Here is a 16,820-nt window from a genome sequence, read left to right as displayed (position 1 = left end):
AATTGGAGACCCCCATGGCACCGGTACCCGCACCATTGGTCCACCTCGGCGACGGCTTGAACGTCAGCCCGTTAGGGTTCGGCGGCATGGCCCTCACCCCGGTCTACGGCGAAGTGGACCAGGGTGAGGCGCTGCGCACCCTCCACCATGCCGTCGACGCGGGCGTCAGTTTCATCGACACCGCGGACATCTACGGTGGCGGCAGCAACGAGGAACTCATCGCGCAGCTACTGAAGGAACGCCGGGGCGAAGTGCAGCTGGCCACGAAGTTCGGGCTGGTGGGCACTCCCGCCAGCGGCTACACCGACGTCCGGGGAGATGCGGGCTACATCCGGCAGGCAGTGGAAGCCAGCCTCCGGCGCCTGGGCACCGACACCATCGACCTGTACTACATGCACCGCCGCGACCTCCGCGTTCCGATTGTGGAAACCGTGGAGGCCATGGCGGCGCTGGTGCAGCAGGGCAAGGTGCGGCACCTCGGCCTGTCAGAAGTGACGGCAGAGGAGCTGCGGGAGGCCAGCACCGTCCACCCGATCGCCGCGGTCCAGAGCGAATGGTCCATCTGGAGCCGCGATGTGGAACGCAACGTTGTTCCCGCGGCGGCCGCGCTTGGGGTGGGGTTTGTGCCCTATTCGCCGCTGGGCCGGGGATTCCTCACCGGCACAGTGGACGCTTCGAAACTCGGGAGCGGCGACTTCCGCCGCAACATCCCCCGCTTCGCCGCTGATGCGGCGGATGCCAACCAGGGCGTGGTGGCCGCAGTGCAGGCCGTCGCCGGCGAGCTCACCGTCGCCGGCAAGCCGGCGACACCGGCCCAGGTGGCTCTCGCCTGGCTGTTTGCCCAGGGCAAACGGCTCGGCCTGCCCGTGGTTCCCATCCCGGGCACGCGCAAGGCGGAACGGATCGACGAGAACCTGGGTTCGCTGGCGCTGGACTTCACCGGCGCGCAACTGGAGATGCTCGACGCCGCTGCGGACGCCGTCGTCGGCTCCCGCTCAGCGGACCCCAACTGGGTGTCCCAGGGCCGTGAGTAGGCGTCCGTAGACTGAAGCCCATGGATTCCCTCATTCACGACCTGCGTGACATCACCATCCGCCGGATTTCTGTCAGCGAGATGGACAACAACGTGTACCTGCTCACCAGCAAGGCGTCGGGCGCGCAGCTCCTGATCGATGCGGCCGATGATCTGGCCGCCATCCAGGGGCTGCTTGCCGACTCCGCCGCGGACACCTCCGCGACGCCGAAGCTGGCGTTGATTGCCACCACCCACCAGCACTGGGACCACGTCCGTGCGCTGCCGGCCCTGGTGGAGGCCACCGGGGTGAAGACCGCGGCCGGGACGGATGACGCCCCGGAGCTGCCCGTGCCGGTGGATGTGCTGCTGGATCACGGGGACGTCGGCAACTTCGACGGCTTCGACGTGACGGCTGTGCACCTGCGCGGCCACACACCAGGGTCCGTGGCGCTGGTGTACCAGGACCCGGCAGGCCCTGCGCACATCTTCTCCGGCGATTCGCTGTTTCCCGGCGGAGTGGGCAACACGCAGAAGGATCCGGAACGCTTCCATCAGCTGATCACCGATGTCAGCGAGCGGCTGTTCGATGTGTACCCGGATGACACCGTGGTGCACCCGGGCCACGGCAAGCCCACCACCCTCGGCGCGGAACGCCCGCACCTTGAGGAGTGGCGCGTCCGCGGCTGGTAAGGCCTGGGTTAACAACCGATCGAGTGCTCCGTAACGGCCGTCATGAACCTTCTAAACGGCGGTTACGGAGCACTCGATGGTCGTTAAGCGGGCTTTTTAGCGGCTGCGGCGTTCGTTCGACGCCGGAGCTGACGCACGGCGGGGGCCGCCGCTGCGTGCCGGACGGCCTTCGCCGGAACGGCCGTTGCCGCCGCCGGAGTAGGAGCCGCCCGAGGTGCCGCCGGTGTTGGAGGACCAGACTGCGGCGTTGCCGCCGGCCGAGCCGGACTTGCTGCCGGCAGCGGCGCGCTGGCCGGTTGCCGGACGTCCGCTGCGCTGGCCGCCCGTTGCTCCGCCGGTGCGGGGAGCGCCACTGCGCGGTGCGCCACCGGTGCGGGGAGCACTGGTGCGGGTTGCGCCGCCGCGGGCGTCGCCACGGGCGTCGGTTGCACGTGCGTCAGACCCGCGGCCGGCCGATGCACGGCCACCTGCTGCGGGAACGTCGTTGTGGTGCGAGTACGCAGTGGCACGGCCGCGGCCGCGGGCATTGCGGCGCTCGGCGCGCTCGGCGTCGGCGCGGTCCTGGTTCTTTTCCGCCACGCGCTCAGCGGCGTTGCGGGCAGCGGCCTGGCCTTCATAAGCCACGGCGCGTCGCTCGGAACGCGGAAGATCCGTGCGGGGAGCCTCAGCCGAAACCCGGCCGCGGCCGCCACGTCCGCCGCGACCACCGGCGGTGGGTGCTGCCTGTGTGGTGCGGCGTGCGCGCTTGCGCTCCGCGTTTGCACCGGTGGAGGTGCCGCCGCCCTGCTGCGCAGCCTTCTTGGCCAGCAGCGCAGCGCGGGTCCGCGGATCGATCTTGTCAGCCATTTCGCCCACCAGTTCGGCGACCAGCGGGGAGTTTGCGGTGACGCGCTCGAAGCTGACCTCAACGCCGGCGGCCTTCATCAGCTTCTTCACGTCGGACTGCTGCTCCGGCAGGGTCAGCGTGACCACGGTGCCGTCGGAACCGGCGCGGGCGGTACGGCCCGAGCGGTGCAGGTACGCCTTGTGCTCGGTGGGCGGGTCGACGTGGATAACCAGTTCAACGTCGTCCACGTGTACACCGCGGGCGGCGACGTCGGTGGCCACCAGGACGCGGACGTCACCGTTGGAGAATTCGGCCAGGTTGCGGTCGCGGGCGTTCTGCGAGAGGTTGCCGTGCAGGTCGACGGCGGGGATCCCGGCATCGGTGAGGGTCTTGGCCAGCTTGCGGGCGTGGTGCTTGGTCCGCATGAAGAGGACGCGGCGGCCGGCGCCGGAGGCAAGCTCAACGATCAGCTGCTTCTTGACGGTCTGGTCGTTGACCACCAGCACGTGGTGTTCCATGGTGGTCACCGCGGCCTGCGGGTCATCCACGGAGTGGGTCAGCGGGTTGGACAGGTAACGCTGGACGATCTTGTCCACGCCGTTGTCCAGGGTGGCGGAGAACAGCAGCCGCTGGCCCTGGCTCGGGGTCATGTCCATGAGCTTCTTGACCACCGGCAGGAAGCCGAGGTCCGCCATGTGGTCGGCCTCATCCAGCACGGTGACCTCAACGGCTTCGAGGGTCAGGATGCGCTGGCGGATCAGGTCCTCCAGGCGGCCCGGGCAGGCGATGACAATGTCAACGCCGGCGCGCAGCGCCTTTTCCTGGCGTGCCTGGGAGATGCCGCCGTAGATCACGGTGGTGTTCAGGCCCATGGCCTTGGCCATCGGCTCGATGGTGGCGTTGATCTGGGTGGCCAGCTCGCGGGTCGGCGCAAGGACGAGGCCCATCGGGCGGCCGGGCTTGCGGAAGTGCTTGGCTTCCCGCTCAGCGAGTCGTGCTACAAGCGGGATGGCGAAGGCAATGGTCTTGCCGGAGCCGGTGCGGCCGCGGCCCAGGACGTCGCGTCCGGCCAGGGTGTCCGGGAGGGTCTTGACCTGAATGGGGAACGGCTCAACGATTCCCTGCGCGGTCAGTGTTTCGGCGAGTGCTTTGGGCGTGCCGAGGGCAGCAAAAGTAGTCATGTGTTTCAAGGTCTTTCAGGCGGTATCCGTGCGGATATCGGCCCCGGTGCCGGTTGGCCCAGGGGTTCGCCGAAGAAAAGTCAGGTGATCAACCGGATTGCCGCCAACCTTGCGGTAGCGGCGGACGGGACCAAATGGAACGCGTTCATCGACGCAGGATGTGCCTCTCACATGAAAAAAACCCACTCCCTGCCGGACAAAGCCTTGGGGGGATCCGGTTGATGAACCGAAGCTGTTCAACCGAATGCAAAGTGGGCATCACTGCACATCAAGTTCCACCAGTCTAGCATCCGGCGGGCTTCCCGCCCGAACGGGCGCCGCTTCGGGGCGGGCCGTCACTGTAAGGGGCGGACCGGATGTGACGGGGTTCACACGGAATTGACCGTGAGGTTTGCCGTGCCGGCTGCGTCTTACTGATGTCGGCACCACCGCGGTGCCGGCACCAGACCACCAGGAGTGATTGTTGTGACGACCCAGACCCAGGCTAAGACCCCCGCAGATGTGACCACGCCCCGGACCGCCGCCGCACCGGCAGTTCCCGCTGACCAGGTTGTGCACGCCGGCAAGGACGGCCGGGGCGCCACCACTGTTGCGGACGGCGTGGTGGCGAAGATCGCCGGCATCGCCATCCAGGAGATCGAGGGCGTCTACGCCCTTGGCGGCGGCGCAGCCCGCGCCATCGGTTCCCTGCGCGAACGCGTGGGCCAGAAAGACCTGACTCAGGGCGTCAACGTGGAAGTCGGCCAGACGCAGGTGGCCGTGGACGTAACCCTTGTGGTGGAGTACCCGCACGCGTTGCAGAAGGTGGCGGATGATGCCCGGGACGCCGTCTACACCGCCATTGAGGACCTTGTGGGCATGGAGGTCACCGAGGTCAACGTGACCATCACGGACATCCACGTGCCGTCCGATGACGACGACGAGGCTGACCAGGCAGTCCGCCGGGAATCGCGGGTAGCTTGAGTCCCACGCTGGCCGGAACCGCGATCGGCGCCGTCCTTGCCTTAGCCGCCCTTGCCTTCGGGTTTTGGGGCTTCCTCCTGGCCGGCCTCCTGATGGCGGCCGGCGGGGCCGCGGGGCGGGCGGCGGAAGGCCGGCTGGACCTGCGCGGAGCCATGGATGCCCTGCGCGGAAAGCGTTCGTCCCCGTGAGCGGCGGGCCGGCGCCGCAGCGTGCGGAGAGTCGCTTCGACGGTTCGGAGCGGCGGGCGGGCCACACCCGGATCACGTCACGGGCGCTGACTCAGGCCGTGGAGGCGGTCACCGCGCAGGCCTTCGGGCTGCCGGCCGGCACTGCGACGGCGGGTTTGCGGGACGACGCCGGGCTGCTCGCCATCACGGTGGCGGTACCGCTGGCCGTGCCGCCCCTCCTGGGGCCGCCGGCGGCGGACCCGGCAGCGGACCACGTACCCGATGTCCACGTACCCGATGTCTTCGAACAGTCGGAGGTTGCCAGGGCAGCCATCATCAAGCACACGGCGGCCGTGACCGGAACGATAGTCAGCCGCGTGGACATCCGGCTGACTGGTTCCCACCGGGCTGATTTCAACGGCGCTGGCCGGGGCAGGCAGCGATGAGAGGAAAAGCAATGGCCGGGAAACTCCACATCAACCGCATAGTCCGCCGGGAATTGCATTCCTCCCGTGCTGTCGCTTCCGCAGCCACGGCCACCGCCGCAGCGGGGTTCCTGCTGTGGCTGGCACTGGAAACAGTCCTGGACGCGGCTGGGCAGCAGGCCTTCATTGCCCGGCCGCTGGACGCGGCGCGCTGGATCACCGGCGCTGCGGGTGCCGCTTCCCCGTCCCTCCTGACGGCGGCCGGTGCCTTGCTCGGAGCGGCCGGGATGATGTTCCTGGTCCTTGCAGCCGCGCCGGGACGGCGTTCCCGGCACGCACTCGGCAGCCCTCGTGCGGCCGTCGTTGCGGACAACGAAGTCATCGCGGCGGCCATTTCCCGGACCGCCCGGCGGGTGGCGGGCATTGCCCCGGCGCAGGTCTCCACCACCGTCGGCAGCCGGGCCGCGAGCGTAACGGTCCGTCCGACGTCGGGCATTCCCGTCGATGCCGACGCCGTCAAAACGGCCGTTGAGGTCGAACTCGCTACGTATGCGCTGCGCCGCAGGATGCGTTCGGGAGTCCATGTCACCACCAAGGGAGCGCTCGGCCAATGACCGGAACACACCGCGGCCTGAACCGTTTCCTCCTGGCGCTGACCGGACTGCTGCTGATCGCTGCTGGCACGCTCACCGCGAGCGCCCGGACCGTTCCCGGACTCGCAGGGCACCTGGCTGCCACCGGACGTGCCGGGTGGGACCGGATCCGGGCCGCCCTGGCCTCCGCACCGCTGCCGGACGGCAACACCAGCTGGTGGACCATTGCTGCCATTGGTGTCCTGCTGCTGGGCGCGGCCCTCCTGATCAGCTGGGCCGCCTCCCAGGGCGGAGGCCGCACCCGAGTTGTGGCGGAGAAGCCGGGCACCGGACACGGAACCACCACCGTGGAAACGGGCCTGGTATCCCGGCTGGTCACTGAAGCCCTGGCAGGCAACCGCCTGGTGCTGGCAGCCTCCGTTACCGCGTGGCAGGTCCGCGGCCGCGCAGGAGTGGTCCCCGCCCTAAAAATCAGCATCCAGGCCCGCCACTGCGCCTGTCCACGGGAGCTCGCGGACACCGCCGAACAGCTCGTCGCCGGACTCGATCGGATCCTGGGCCATCCGGTTCCCGTGCTGGTCCGAATCACTGCCGGGACCAGGACGCGCCTGGCTCGACCCGACCGCGCCCGCTAACCGTTCCACCGGCAACCACCCTTAGTCCAGCACCAGCCAGAACCACCCCGAGAGGACATCCCATGGGACTCGAAGACAAAGGCCGCAACGTAGTCATCAACCACCTTGGAGCCGCCAAGGAGCACACCGGCCGGCTGATCCGCAATGAGGAGCTCCAGCGGGAAGGCCAGATGGACCAGGCCCAGGCCAAGCTCGGCGCGGCCGCCGAAGCCGCGAAGGACGGGCTCGGCAAAAGCTGAGTGAAAGCGCCGCCGCCCAGTGCTGGCGGCCCGCCCTGATACGAGCCGGGAAGGAAAACAGAATCCAGTGGACGGCCAAACACCGCTGCCGCACGGCCTGGAACTCGTTCCGGACGCCATCCTTGCCGGGCGCGCCTCTGACGGCGACACCGCAGCTTTTGAAGCCCTGGCCCGGCGCTACGGGCCGCAGATGCGGGCATGCGCCCGGCGGATCACCGGGTCCTTCGCCGACGCCGACGACGTCGTCCAGGAGTCATTGATGCAGGCGTGGAACCAGCTGGACACGCTGCGGGACAACGGCGCGGTGAAGGGCTGGCTGCTGCGCATCACGGGCAGCCGCAGCATCGACCATCTCAGGCGCCGGAAGGTCCACCCGGAGCTGGCCACGGCCGAAAATGAAGCCGCCGCCGCGGGCGCAGCCAGCATTCCCGAATCTGCGGCCGTAAACGGCTCCCGGGTGGCCGCCCTGAGGTCTGCCCTGGCCAGGCTCCCGGAAGAGCAGCGCCGCTGCTGGGTCCTGAAGGAATTCGGCGACCAGAGTTATGAGGAGATCGCCTCGACGTTGAAGATCAGCGCCGACAGTGTCCGCGGCCGGCTGGCACGGGCGCGGATCACGCTGGCCCGCGAAATGGAGGAGTGGCGATGAGCATCCCCAACGACAACCTCGAGTGCGGGCACAGCCTCGAAGGGCTCTCCACGTACCTGGACACCGGCGGGATTCCCGATCCGCAGCATCTGGAGGAATGCCCGGAATGCCAGGCCGCCCTCGCATCCCTCCGCAACCTCAAAGCCCTGGGCAGCGAATTCCTCGGCGAGGAAATCGCGGCGGCAGGCAAGGGAACGGACGCCTGGATGCAGTCCATCCTGGACAACCTGCGGCTCGAGGTGCGTCCCGGCCGCACCATCCCGTTGCGGTCCGACCACCCCGGGGACACCCTGTCCGAAACCGAGGGCGCCATCACGGCCCTTGTCCGCGCCGTTGGTGATGCACTCGACGGTGTCGCCGTGGGCAAGTGCAGGCTCCGCGGGGATATAACGGTGCCCGGCGCTCCCGTGACCCTGGAAGTCCAACTGGCTGTTCTCTACGGCCACCGGATGATCGGCCGGGCCTCAGCCTTGCGCGAGCGTCTTGCCGGTGCGCTCGCCCGGCACACGGAACTGAACGTCGCGGCGATCGACCTTGCTGTCTCCGACGTCCTTCAGCCGCTGCAGGCCACGCCGCCCACCAGTGAGGAGAACCAGCCATGAACCTGCCCCAGGCTGATGAAGTTTACGACGTGATCATGGCCGTGGACGGCGTCACGGCCGTCTATCCGGCCCGTGCGGGGTGGCAGAACCTTGCCGGTGCAGCGCTGGGCGCGGTCACCGGCGTCCAGCCCCCGGCGGTTCTTGTCCTGCCTGCGGCCGGGGCCGACAGCACGGCGGCGGAAGTCAGGACCCGGATCGGCGTCAGTTCCGCGCACCGGGCACCGGACGTCTGCCGGGATGTGGCGTCAGCCATCCGTCACCACTGCCACCCCCTGTCCGTCACCGTGGATGTGCAGGTGGCTGCCATCTCCGACCCCCGGCCATCCTGAAGCGGAGGCTGCGGAACAGGCCGAGCGGACATTGTGACGTCCAACAACGGACTACACTTGATGCCTTGGGGCTCGACGTTTGTCGAGGACCAAGCAACCCGGACTGCGGCTGAACCGGGTTCCCGGACGACGAAAACAGGGAGGCCCCGCCATCGCGCCTGGCCCGCCACCGAGCCGGAGAATGCCCTTTCCCACTCCGGCGGCCAGTCCGGGCGCAGCGGCTCACACCGTCGTCATACGAAAGTCCCGGCCGCCGGAACCGGCTGCAGCTCCCCCGCCGGAGGGCTCAGAACCGGACCTAATCTTGATTCACCCCAACTGTTACCTACGTCACATTGTGGCGGCTCCGTGCAGACGGCGGCGCGGCACCCTGCCTGGCGGGCAGGCCGCAGCGACGCAGTCAGCCTGAGACAAGGAAAGAAGCACAGATGTCTGAACGCACCACCACGGTTGCCCGGAACACTGCAACGGAACCCACCAGCGGAGGCCACAGCCAGGAACCGCACCTTGCCCGCGCGCTGAGCAACCGGCACATCCAGCTGCTGGCCATCGGCGGCGCCATCGGCACCGGCCTGTTCATGGGATCCGGCAAGACCATCTCCCTCGCCGGCCCGTCCGTCATCTTCGTCTACATGATCATCGGCTTCATGCTGTTCTTCGTGATGCGCGCCATGGGCGAAATCCTGCTGTCCAACCTGAACTACAAATCCTTCAGCGACTTCGCGGGAGACCTCCTGGGACCCTGGGCCGGATTCTTCACCGGCTGGTCCTACTGGTTCTTCTGGGTGGTCACCGGCGTGGCGGACATCGTGGCAATTGCCGGCTACGTGGACAAGCTGGCCCCCGGAACCCCGCTGTGGATCCCCGCGCTGATCACCCCCGTAGTGCTGATCCTGCTGAACCTCCCCACGGTCAAGGCCTTCGGTGAAGCCGAATTCTGGTTCGCCATCATCAAGGTGGTGGCCATCCTGGCGCTGATCGGCACCGGCATCGTTATGATCGCCACGAACTTCACCTCCCCCAACGGCGCGGTGGCCAGCCTCGCCAACATCTGGAACGACGGCGGCATGTTCCCGCACGGCATGTTCGGCTTCATCCTCGGCTTCCAGATCGCCATCTTCGCCTTCGCCGGCATCGAACTCGTGGGCACGGCGGCAGCTGAAACCAAGGACCCGGAGAAGAACCTCCCGCGGGCCATCAACTCCATCCCCATCCGCGTGCTGCTGTTCTACGTGGGCGCCCTGGTGGTCATCATGGCGGTCAACCCGTGGCGGACCATCGACGCCGCCAGCAGCCCGTTCATCGGCATGTTCACCCTGGCCGGCCTGGGCATCGCCGCCGTGGTGATCAACCTGGTGGTCCTCACCTCAGCGGCCTCCAGCGCCAACTCCGGCATCTACTCCACCTCGCGCATGGTCTACGGCCTGGCCCAGGACGGCAACGCCCCGAAGGCCTTCGGCAAGCTGAGCATCCGCAAGGTTCCGCAGAACGCCCTGCTGTTCTCCTGCATCTTCCTGCTCGCCGGCCTGGTGCTGCTTTACTCGGGCGACTCCGTCATCGGCGCGTTCACCGTGGTCACCTCGGTGGCGTCCGTGCTCACCATGTTTGTCTGGTCCATGATCCTGATCAGCTACATCGTGTTCCGCCGCCGCCGTCCCGAGCTCCATGAAGCGTCCGCCTTCAAGATGCCCGGCGGCGCCTTCATGCCGTACGTGGTGCTGGCATTCTTCGTGTTCATGCTCGTGGCGCTCGCCCAGGCCGAGGACACCCGCCTCGCCCTGGTGGTTGCTCCCGTGTGGTTCCTGATCCTGGGCGCGGCCTGGTACGTCAACCGCAAGACGCCGCTCCAGCAGGCACGGATCGTTGAGTGGAAGGCCGAGTCTGATTCGGACAAGGCGAAAGTCAACGCCCTGAACTAGGACGATTTCCGCGCCGCAACCCGCGGCGCAACAACAACAGCGACGACGGCGATGGCGACCGTGAGGGCGAAGACTCCCGCGAAGGAGGCGCCCGAAACTCCGCCCGCCGTCGTCGTTGTTGTTCCCGCTGTTGTTCCCGCCAAAGCACTGAACACGATCCCGGTGGTGGCAAGGGCAAGCGCGCCACCGAGGGAATCGGAGATGGACATGGCCGAGCTGTTGAAGCCCTCGGTGTCCGGCGTGGACATGGCCAGCGTCATGACGCTGAGCCGCGGATACATCAGGCCCATCCCGAAGCCGGCGGACATCCAGCCGGCAATGGCGACGGCGGCCGGCCAGCCCAGCACCGTGGTCACCAGGGCAAGCACGACGGCTGCAAGCACCATCACCGACCCGGCCTTCATCGCCCGGAGGTTGCTGAGCTTCCCGCCCATCCGGCCCTGGACGGCCGAGGCGCCGGCCCACGCCAGGGCGCCGCCGGTGAGGGTCAGCCCGGCAAAAGTGGGCGAATAGGCGTACCGCTCCACCAGCAGGTACGGAAGGTAGACCTCGGCGCCGAAGAACGCCGCGGAGACGAGCCCCCGGGCCAGGATGACGCTCGGCAGGCCGCGCCGGGCAAGAAGCGTGCCGCGCGGCACCAGCGGACGCACCGCCACAAAAGCGATCACGACGGCGGCCGCCGCCAGGAAGGCTCCGGCGCCGGGAACCTGCGCGGAAAGGTTCAGGCCGAGCACGGCCAGCGCCGCGAGGGCGGCCCAGGCGAGTCGGCCGTAAGACCAGCGCCCCGGGTCCGAGCTGCCCGCCGGGGCGCCGCGGAGTCCGCGCAGCGCGGGCACGATCATCAGGAGCGCCGGAACCACCAGCCCCACCACGCCCAGGAACACCCAGTGCCAGCTGGCCGCCTGCGCCACGATTCCGGCCGCGAAGGGTCCCACCAGGGAAGGAATGACCCACGCCGCGGAAAACGCGGCGAAAATCTTCGGGTGCAGCACGGGCGGATAAACGCGCGCCACCACAACGTACAGCGCAACGGTCATGGCGCCGCCGCCCAGTCCCTGCACCAGGCGCCCTGCCACCAGGACGGCCATGCTTCCTGCCGTCCCGGCGATCAGCAGCCCCAGAACGAACAGGGCCACGGAGGCGTACAGCGGTCCCACAGGGCCGCGCCGGTCGGACCAGTTGCCGGCCGCCACCATGCCGATCACGCCGGTGGCCAACGGTCCGGCGAAGGCCAGCGCGTACAGGCCGGCGCCGTCCAGTTCGCGGCTGACCAGGGGCATGATGGTGGTTACGGCCAGTGACTCAAAGGCGGCCAGGAACACCAGGGCACACGCGCCGGACGTGACGAGCAGGTAGTGGCGGTGCAGGATACCTGCAGCCTCAGGGGCGGCGGCGGGGGCGCTACGTTGCACGATGGTGGCCTGATCAGTCGTTTCGGATGCGTGCCTGCCATTAAACACCTCAGGCCGTGATGTCCGGGGTCGTCCCGAACATCACGGCCTGTGCTGCGCGCCGGGAACCCGGCCGACGCCGCCGTTGCCTTTAGGGGGCGACCGTCACCTTATCCCCGCCGGCCGGTTCCACCTGGCTTGGGTCCTGATCCTTGTGCCCTTCCGACTGGCCACCCGACTTTGCGGTGAGCGGAACGAACAGGAAGGCAAGGGCGGCGATGACCCCCGGGACGGCAAAAAACAGGAAGTTCATCTCAACCGGAAGTTTGAGCGTCAGCAGAATTCCGCCGAACGTCGGACCGACGATGGCACCCATCCGTCCGACCCCCGATGCCAGTCCGATCGCCGTCGAGCGCATGAACGACGGATAGTACTGGGACACGAAGGAGTAGGAAATATTCTGTGCTCCCATCGTGCAAGCCCCGCTGACGGCCACAAGCAGCAGGAGGACGGCCATGTTATTGCCGAATCCCAGCAAGGTCAGCGAAACCGCGGCGATCACGAACATGGGGACGAGCACCCTCTTGACGCCCCAGGCATCCGCAAGCCGGCCCAGGACTAGGGTTCCGACGATGCCGCCAACGTTCAGGGCGATCGTGAAGGTCAGGCCCGAGTTCAGGGCATACCCCGCGTCAACCATCAGTTTGGGTAGCCAGGTGGTCAGTCCGTTGACCATGAGCAGGCACATGAAGAAGGCAACCCAGATCATCAGCGTCCCCAGTGCACGGCGGTTCTTGAACAGCGCACCGACCGGGCTGCCGGGTTCCTTCTCCTGGAGTCCGGTGAAACCTGCCGTGGCCGGGAGGGCCGCCTTGTCGTTGATCTTCGCCAAGGTGGAACGCAGCTCCTCGAGCTTTCCCTTCTGCAGGAGCATGGCCGGAGAGTCCAGGAAGTACTTCATCATGAACGGCAGGAAGAGCAGGGGAAGCACGGCAACCCAGTACACGCTTTGCCAGCCGAACGCAGGAAGCAAGAGCATGGCGACGAAGGCTGCCAGGATGCCGCCCACCGAGAAGAAGCACATCACCACAGCCACCATGGTGTTGGCACGCTTCCTCGGCGCGTAGTCAGTCAACATGGCGATGACGCTGGGAAGGATGCCGCCGATCCCCAGGCCGGCCACGGCGCGGAGGACAGAGAACTGAACCGGCCCCGGGGCAAATCCGCTGAGTGCCGTTGCGGCGCTGAAGAGGATGATGCTGGCCGTGAGGACCTTCTTCCGCCCGAACCGGTCCGCCAGGATCCCGAACAGGATGGCACCGACCATCATCCCTACCGGCCCGTAACTGCCGATGGCGCCGGCCTCGACGGGTCCCAAAGACCACTGTTTCATCAGGACGGGCAGAACCGACCCGTAGACCACCAGATCGTACATGTCGAAGGTGATGATGAAGCAGGCCCAGAACAGCATGCCGGCTTGGAAGCGATTGAAGCCCGCTTCTTCGATGAAGGCCTTCACGTTGATGGTTGTCATGTCAGTTGGCTTTCTGCCGTCTTGGCATTTGTGGTGAAAGGCAGGAGCAGGCGGGACTGGTGGGCGGCGTCGCGGTAGATCTTGTGGGTGACGGGCCGGCCCACCGGGAGGTGGAAGGCGTCCGGCGGGAGCAGCGAGTTGTGCTCGTCGGCCAGCGGCTCGGCGTTGGACAGTTCCACCGTCAGCTTGTGGCCCGGCCTGAACGTGTTCGCGAACGGGAAGAGCCGCAGTACGTATTCCTCGATCTGCCCCGGTTCCACGGGCACGGAACGGGTGTGCGGGTGGTACGGGTTGCCCTCGGTGGTGCGGTCATCGAGCTCCCGGTGCGAGGCCTTGAGGTATCCGCTCGTGATGAGCTGGCGCTTGCCGTTGGGGGCGTAGTCCCACAGGCGCAGGATGAAGTTGGTGTCCGGCTGGTCGATCTCGGCGAAGATGTGCGCAGCGCCGGTGCCGATCATTTCCGTGTCTTCTTCGAAGGGATCGGTGGACCAGCTGATGATCTGCACCTGGTCGGTCACGGTCAACGGGGCCTGGTAGAAGCCGTCCGGGGCGGCGTATTCGGCGCCCATCAGCTCGGGCTCCGGGGAGAGCTTGTGGCGCGGGCGCAGGTACAGCGATTTGTACCCGATGTCCTTCGGCGGCCACTGGTCAGCGGTGACCACCTCACGGGAGCCCTCCACGAAAACGCTCACGGCAGGCTCGTCCATCACGCCGTTGTCGATGCCCTTGATCCAGTAGTCGTACCACCGGAACATCTTGTCGTGCTCCTCGATGAAGGGACGCGACTGCATCGGCGGGTAGGGCCCGATGTCCAGCTTCTTCGGGCCCTTCAGCTCGTTGAACAGCTCGATGGTGCCGTCCAGCGTCCAGCCGCGGCCCTGGTCCAGCTGCAGCCACACCGGGATGTCGATGTTCGGGGCCAGCGTGATGGGGTTGCGTTCCTCGTACCACTCCCCGTCGAGTTCGTTCATCACGATGTCGAACCAGGCTTCGTGGTTCTTCGGGTAGTTCAGGACGTGGACCAGGTTGGGCCAGGCGGCGACGTCCGGGTCCTGTAGCCGCTTGGCGACGAGCTCCTTCAGTTCCCCGGCGGAGTACTTCTCGATCATCCGGGACTTCACGCCGTCGGTGAACGCCCAGCCGGAGTCGCCTCCGCGGCCCTCGCGGGCAGCGCGCGGCATGAACCACATGATGCCGCCGTGGTACGTGGTCTCGTAGAAGTCGTAGTGGCCGCCGGAGACGAAGATCGCCTTCAGGTGCGGCGGGCGCTCGGCGGCGGCCAGCACCTGCATGGAGCCGAAGTAGGAGATGCCCACCATGCCTACGTTGCCGTCGCACCACGGCTGCTCCGCCACCCACTCGATGAAGTCGTAGGCGTCCTGGCCCAGCGACACACCGCCGGCGTTGTAGTTGCCGATGTGCTCGCCGCCGGAATGCCCGGAGCCGCGCAGGTCGCCGATGACGTGGACGTAGTCTTCCTTGACGATGCGGGCAATGTCGCCGGCTTCGATGCAGCCGTCCCACATCGGGCTGGGGCGGCGCTGCGGCGGGGTGGTCAGGGCCAGCGCCTGCAGTTCCTTGCCGTAAGGGCTCAGCGCCACCAGCGCCGGGCGCGGCTTGTCCTCGGCGCCCTGGTAAGCGTCCGCGGCCAGCTCGACGCCGTCGCGCATCGGGACCCGCAGGTCCTTGCGCACGGCGATCTTTTCCGCGCCGGCGTTCAGTAACTGGAAGTCATCCATGAGTGCTTATCTCCTCATCCTGGGTCAAGTGGTCCATCGTGGTGCGGTAGCCGTGGAGCGTCGTGAAGAACGGGGACGGTTCCAGGCCGGGGTCGCCCTGGTAGCCGAGTTCTCCGGCCACGCTGGCGAAGGGCGAGTACGGCGAGTCCGTGTCCTGCAGTCCGGCAGCCACGCAGCCGCACGCTGCATCCCTGACGCGGGCCTCCAGCTCCAGGCTCGCCTGGAGCGCTTCCCGGGCCTGCCCGGCGTCGAGCTCCACGCCGTAAGGTGTGCCGTCCGCGCGGCGGTAGGGGTGCCCCAGGTAGAGGTGCTGCGGACGGATCTCGTTGTTGAGGTACTGCAGGCTCTTGCGGTAGCCGGCCGGGTCAACAAATCCGGGGAATCCGTTGGCCGCGCCGTGGACCTGTACGGCGTCGCCCACGAACACGTCGTTTTGTCCGTCAAGGACGTACGCGACAGATCCGGCGGTGTGTCCGGGAATCGAGTGGACTGAAACGGTGACGTCGCCGCCGAGGGAAAGAGTCTCGCCGCCGCGCACCAGGAGCGCCGGTTCCATCTCGCCTGAAATGACGGCATTGGTGGCGGCGGTCAGCTTTGCCTCGCCGTCGGGGTCCTGCAGATACTGTCCGCGTCCGGCAAGGTATTCGTCCACGTGCGCCCGGCGGGAGCGGAGCATCGGTGCGTCCGCCTCGTGGATGACCACCTGCGCCCGCCGCCCGGCGAGCTCCCACAGGGCGTACGCACCTCCGATGTGGTCGATATGGCCGTGGGTCAGGAAGATCCAGCGGACGTCTTCGATCCGGCGGCCGATCGCCTCGAGTGCCGGGACCATGCCTTCGGCGGGCGAGGAGGCGATCCCGGTGTCCACGATGGCGGGCTCCGGTGCGTCGATGAAGAAGCTGTAGAGGCCGAACCGGCCCCACGGCGAGACGATCGGATGAACGGCGACCGGCGTCGTCATGGCGCTGTTCCCTCTGTAGACGCTGTCCCCTTGTTGGACACTGTCCCCGCGTTCAGGAATTCGCCCGTCTCCTCGAATGCCCGGTAGAACTCCGGGATCCAGGCGAAGTTCTGGACGAAACCGTGGTTGGCTCCCTCGTAGCGGCTGACTGTCGCATCAACACCGGCCGCCGACAGGTGCCGGCCGTACAGTTCCCCCTCATCCCGCAGGGGGTCGTGCTCTGCAGTGATGACCAGGGCTGCCGGCAGCCCTGAGAGGTCCCCGCGCTTGATCGGTGAGACAAACGGGTCCGCCGGGTCAGCCCCGTTCTCGAGGTAGAACGAGTTGAACGGTGCGAGTCCCGCTGTCTCCAGCCCGTACCCTTCGGCGTTCTCCCGCATCGAAGGGTAACGGTCAGCGTCGAAATTCAGGTCCAGCGACGGGTAGAACAGGACCTGGTGGGTGATCCGGTTGAACCCGTCGTCGTGTGCTTTCGCGGCGACGGCGGCGACGAAGTTGCCGCCCGAGCTGTCGCCGGCGATGGCGAGGTTCTTCCCGTTCCAGCCCAGGCTGCTCCCCTGTTCGGCGGCCCAGCGGACCACGCCGTAGCAGTCCTCAAGCCCTGCCGGGAACGCAGCCTCGGGGGCCAGCCGGTAGCCCACCGAGATGACCTTGTGGCCGGTTTCCTTCGCCAGTGCCCGCGCCACGTGGTCATGGGTGTCCAGGCTGCCCAGGAAGAACGCGCCGCCGTGGAAGTAGACCAGGATCCCGTAGGCGTCCGCCTCCACGGGCGTGTAGATCCGCACCGGCACTTCACCGGCCGGCGTCACGGCCGTGGCGTCCTCCACGGAGTGGAGCGGCAGCCGGTCTTCCAGCGGCGGGACCTGGGCGGCCTCGCCGGCGCGCATGTCCTCGGGGTTCAGGGGAGACCCATCGGGCGCCGGCAGGGTTGCCAGGATTTTGGCAATTTCGGGATGGATGGTCAT

General features: G+C 67.6%; 19 protein-coding genes. 13 read left to right on the top strand and 6 right to left on the bottom strand.

Features of this window, described 5'->3' with window-relative positions:
• Positions 1-14: 14 nt before the first annotated feature.
• Entirely contained in the window at positions 15-1,034 is a 1,020-nt protein-coding gene (locus AC6JAC_RS02385) for an aldo/keto reductase (RefSeq protein ID WP_497963322.1), read from the top strand.
• A gap of 20 nt (positions 1,035-1,054) precedes the next feature.
• The gene (locus AC6JAC_RS02380) at positions 1,055-1,705 is read left to right on the top strand and encodes an MBL fold metallo-hydrolase (RefSeq protein ID WP_028272791.1); all 651 of its coding nucleotides are present in this window, start codon (positions 1,055-1,057) and stop codon (positions 1,703-1,705) included.
• A 96-nt stretch (positions 1,706-1,801) separates the two neighbouring features.
• On the opposite strand, the gene AC6JAC_RS02375 is transcribed toward AC6JAC_RS02380, so the two are convergent.
• Complete coding sequence (locus tag AC6JAC_RS02375; RefSeq protein ID WP_497963321.1) at positions 1,802-3,712, bottom strand: DEAD/DEAH box helicase; 1,911 nt, start codon at positions 3,710-3,712, stop codon at positions 1,802-1,804.
• Here AC6JAC_RS02375 and AC6JAC_RS02370 point away from each other — a divergent pair, their 5' ends adjacent.
• The 11 genes from AC6JAC_RS02370 to cycA all read left to right on the top strand — a co-directional run bounded on the left by AC6JAC_RS02370 (position 3,713) and on the right by cycA (position 10,230).
• Positions 3,713-3,934 (top strand): hypothetical protein, encoded by a 222-nt coding sequence (locus AC6JAC_RS02370; protein ID WP_497963320.1) that lies wholly within the window; start codon positions 3,713-3,715, stop codon positions 3,932-3,934.
• Positions 3,935-4,177: 243 nt separating this feature from the next.
• The gene (locus tag AC6JAC_RS02365) at positions 4,178-4,675 is read left to right on the top strand and encodes an Asp23/Gls24 family envelope stress response protein (RefSeq protein ID WP_497963319.1); all 498 of its coding nucleotides are present in this window, start codon (positions 4,178-4,180) and stop codon (positions 4,673-4,675) included.
• A complete protein-coding gene (locus tag AC6JAC_RS02360) occupies positions 4,672-4,863 on the top strand; it encodes a hypothetical protein (protein WP_497963318.1) in 192 nt (63 codons plus the stop codon). Before AC6JAC_RS02365 ends, AC6JAC_RS02360 begins: the two co-directional genes overlap by 4 nt.
• Positions 4,860-5,288, top strand: coding sequence for a hypothetical protein (locus AC6JAC_RS02355; RefSeq protein WP_497963317.1), 429 nt, complete (start codon positions 4,860-4,862; stop codon positions 5,286-5,288). The genes AC6JAC_RS02360 and AC6JAC_RS02355 overlap by 4 nt, the downstream gene beginning before the upstream one ends.
• Before the next feature lie 11 nt (positions 5,289-5,299).
• Entirely contained in the window at positions 5,300-5,881 is a 582-nt protein-coding gene (locus tag AC6JAC_RS02350; protein ID WP_497963316.1) for a hypothetical protein, read from the top strand.
• Positions 5,878-6,495: a hypothetical protein gene (locus AC6JAC_RS02345; RefSeq protein ID WP_497963315.1), complete on the top strand. Its 618-nt coding sequence runs from the start codon at positions 5,878-5,880 to the stop codon at positions 6,493-6,495. The genes AC6JAC_RS02350 and AC6JAC_RS02345 overlap by 4 nt, the downstream gene beginning before the upstream one ends.
• A gap of 62 nt (positions 6,496-6,557) precedes the next feature.
• Positions 6,558-6,734 (top strand): CsbD family protein, encoded by a 177-nt coding sequence (locus tag AC6JAC_RS02340; protein WP_497963314.1) that lies wholly within the window; start codon positions 6,558-6,560, stop codon positions 6,732-6,734.
• Between the two features lie 67 nt (positions 6,735-6,801).
• Positions 6,802-7,380 carry an RNA polymerase sigma factor gene (locus AC6JAC_RS02335; RefSeq protein ID WP_497963313.1) on the top strand — a complete coding sequence of 193 codons (579 nt, stop codon included), beginning with the start codon at positions 6,802-6,804 and terminating at the stop codon, positions 7,378-7,380.
• Entirely contained in the window at positions 7,377-7,982 is a 606-nt protein-coding gene (locus tag AC6JAC_RS02330; protein WP_497963312.1) for an anti-sigma factor, read from the top strand. Before AC6JAC_RS02335 ends, AC6JAC_RS02330 begins: the two co-directional genes overlap by 4 nt.
• On the top strand, positions 7,979-8,311 hold the full coding sequence (locus AC6JAC_RS02325) for a hypothetical protein (RefSeq protein WP_497963311.1): 333 nt from the start codon (positions 7,979-7,981) through the stop codon (positions 8,309-8,311). Before AC6JAC_RS02330 ends, AC6JAC_RS02325 begins: the two co-directional genes overlap by 4 nt.
• A gap of 428 nt (positions 8,312-8,739) precedes the next feature.
• Positions 8,740-10,230, top strand: a complete 1,491-nt coding sequence (gene cycA, locus AC6JAC_RS02320) for a D-serine/D-alanine/glycine transporter (protein ID WP_028272827.1) — start codon at positions 8,740-8,742, stop codon at positions 10,228-10,230.
• Here the strand turns inward: cycA and AC6JAC_RS02315 are convergent.
• From AC6JAC_RS02315 to AC6JAC_RS02295, 5 genes are all read right to left on the bottom strand, one after another.
• Positions 10,227-11,642 carry an MFS transporter gene (locus AC6JAC_RS02315; protein ID WP_497963310.1) on the bottom strand — a complete coding sequence of 472 codons (1,416 nt, stop codon included), beginning with the start codon at positions 11,640-11,642 and terminating at the stop codon, positions 10,227-10,229. The genes cycA and AC6JAC_RS02315 overlap by 4 nt on opposite strands.
• Before the next feature lie 130 nt (positions 11,643-11,772).
• Positions 11,773-13,155: an MFS transporter gene (locus AC6JAC_RS02310; protein ID WP_497963309.1), complete on the bottom strand. Its 1,383-nt coding sequence runs from the start codon at positions 13,153-13,155 to the stop codon at positions 11,773-11,775.
• Entirely contained in the window at positions 13,152-14,894 is a 1,743-nt protein-coding gene (locus AC6JAC_RS02305) for a CocE/NonD family hydrolase (RefSeq protein WP_028272825.1), read from the bottom strand. The genes AC6JAC_RS02310 and AC6JAC_RS02305 overlap by 4 nt, the downstream gene beginning before the upstream one ends.
• Complete coding sequence (locus tag AC6JAC_RS02300) at positions 14,887-15,855, bottom strand: MBL fold metallo-hydrolase (RefSeq protein WP_497963308.1); 969 nt, start codon at positions 15,853-15,855, stop codon at positions 14,887-14,889. Before AC6JAC_RS02300 ends, AC6JAC_RS02305 begins: the two co-directional genes overlap by 8 nt.
• Positions 15,852-16,820 (bottom strand): alpha/beta hydrolase, encoded by a 969-nt coding sequence (locus AC6JAC_RS02295; protein ID WP_497963307.1) that lies wholly within the window; start codon positions 16,818-16,820, stop codon positions 15,852-15,854. Before AC6JAC_RS02295 ends, AC6JAC_RS02300 begins: the two co-directional genes overlap by 4 nt.

The sequence above is a fragment of the Arthrobacter sp. KUASC02 genome (genome assembly GCF_059739395.1).
The sequence above is the reverse complement of the archived record's forward strand: the minus strand, read 5'-3'. Positions and strand labels throughout refer to the sequence as shown.